This is a genomic window from Variovorax cryoconiti, from assembly GCF_051216395.1.
Classification (GTDB): Bacteria; Pseudomonadota; Gammaproteobacteria; order Burkholderiales; family Burkholderiaceae_C; genus Variovorax.
Genome location: NZ_JBPJZI010000025.1, coordinates 1 through 1,468, shown reverse-complemented (window position 1 = coordinate 1,468; position 1,468 = coordinate 1). Strand labels below are relative to the sequence as shown.

Here is a 1,468-nt window from a genome sequence, read left to right as displayed (position 1 = left end):
GAATGTCGCAAGCGTCGCCATAGATCAGACCACCGGTACGATCACGATCACCTATGACAGCTCAATCGACAGTGGCGCCACGCTGACGCTGGTTCCCGTGGATGGTTCGACGGCCAGCGGTACTGCGCTGGCTGGCACGTCAACCGCTTCGACCATTCCGTCAAGTGGCTCCATCACCTGGATCTGCGCATCGACGGGCAGCACCACCGCCAATGCGGCTGCGCAAGCCAAGAAGGGTTCGATCAAGGACAAGTACGTCCCCGCAAACTGCCGTACCTCATACGCATCTCACGGAGAAAAGCCGCCCTCGGGCGGCTCTTTGACGTCTGCTCCCGGATGACGAAATTCCTGCGCTTTGGCCTTCAGATATGCGGTTTCCATCAGCGCCTCGCACTTTCCCGCACCCGCAGTCTCGTAACAGCAGCGCTGAAAGATCTGATACACGTCGAGCGCCGTGCGAGCCGCCAGTCGCTCGCCTGTTGCCGACGATGGCGCTTCGGCGCATTCATAGAGATCAGGCGTTCCCGCTGTATTGCATTTCTGCTGCGCGACGATCACGTAGCGAGCCACGACGCTTGCACCGAAGTCGGCCGACTCGTCGTCCGGCACATGCGAATCCCCACAACCTGCCAGCACCACGAGCATGAGAGCGGAACAGGCGATCCGAACGGACGAGCGCACAGCTACGGCTCGCCGCATCCCGCCCCCATGCCTTGAATCTGCTGGCAGGCCACCGGATGCCCCAGCAAAGCCGCCTTGGCGATCCACATGATCGCGAGGCTGTCGTCCTTCGGCACGCCCAGGCCCGATGCATGGCAGTTGCCGAGCCACTGCATGGCGTCGGCATTACCTTGCGCGGCCGCCAGATCGAGCCAGTAGACCGCCGCATCGAATCGGCCCGCGACGAAGAACATCTCGCCGACATCGGCCTGAGCGTTCGCATCGACGCTGTCGGCCTTCACGATCATGTGCAGGTCTTCGTCAGACAGATCGAGCTTGATCAGGCCGGCGATCTGCGCAAAGGCGAGCATCGCCCGTCCCCGCGCGTCTTCCTTGTGCTTGGCGATAGTGCCGTCGGACACGCGACGCCACAGCGTGCGCTTGCTGATGCCGGTCATCGCGATGGCGGCCTCGAGGCTGATGGCGTCCGACCTCAGCTCCGGGCCGCCCTCGGGTGCGAGGCCGTCGTGCACATGCGGCAATGTATTGCTCTCAGTCGCCTTCCGGCGTCGGCTGCTGCGAGGCAGCCGCTGCCGTACCGTCATTTCCGGGGTGCACTGCCGGGGGGTGGTGGCGGCCTGCCGCCGTCTTGCGAAGGCTTGGTAAAGCCCGCCTTGGTCATGCAAGCAGTCATCGCGGTCTCGTCTGGGCCGCCGTTCGAATCCTTGGTCACGCTGGCCGCGCAGGTCTTCAACGCAGCATCAACGGCCGAGTTGCCGCTCGTGCCGCTGCTGCTTGCACTGCTGCT

At 63.8% G+C, this 1,468-nt stretch carries 3 protein-coding genes; 1 reads left to right on the top strand and 2 read right to left on the bottom strand.

Going from position 1 to position 1,468, the window contains the following annotated elements; all coding sequences use genetic code 11:
• A partial coding sequence (locus tag ACSFA2_RS25390) for a pilin (RefSeq protein WP_435458106.1) occupies positions 1-340 on the top strand: 340 nt, incomplete at its 5' end.
• On the opposite strand, the gene ACSFA2_RS25385 is transcribed toward ACSFA2_RS25390, so the two are convergent.
• On the bottom strand, positions 289-645 hold the full coding sequence (locus tag ACSFA2_RS25385) for a hypothetical protein (RefSeq protein ID WP_435458105.1): 357 nt from the start codon (positions 643-645) through the stop codon (positions 289-291). The genes ACSFA2_RS25390 and ACSFA2_RS25385 overlap by 52 nt on opposite strands.
• Positions 646-683: 38 nt before the next feature.
• Positions 684-1,193 carry a hypothetical protein gene (locus ACSFA2_RS25380; RefSeq protein ID WP_435458104.1) on the bottom strand — a complete coding sequence of 170 codons (510 nt, stop codon included), beginning with the start codon at positions 1,191-1,193 and terminating at the stop codon, positions 684-686.
• Between the last annotated feature and the right edge of the window lie 275 nt (positions 1,194-1,468).

Bases quoted from the DNA above. Each gene is read 5' to 3' on its own strand.
- ACSFA2_RS25385 (WP_435458105.1), bottom strand. From the start codon at position 645: ATGCTCGTGGTGCTGGCAGGTTGTGGGGATTCGCATGTGCCGGACGAC.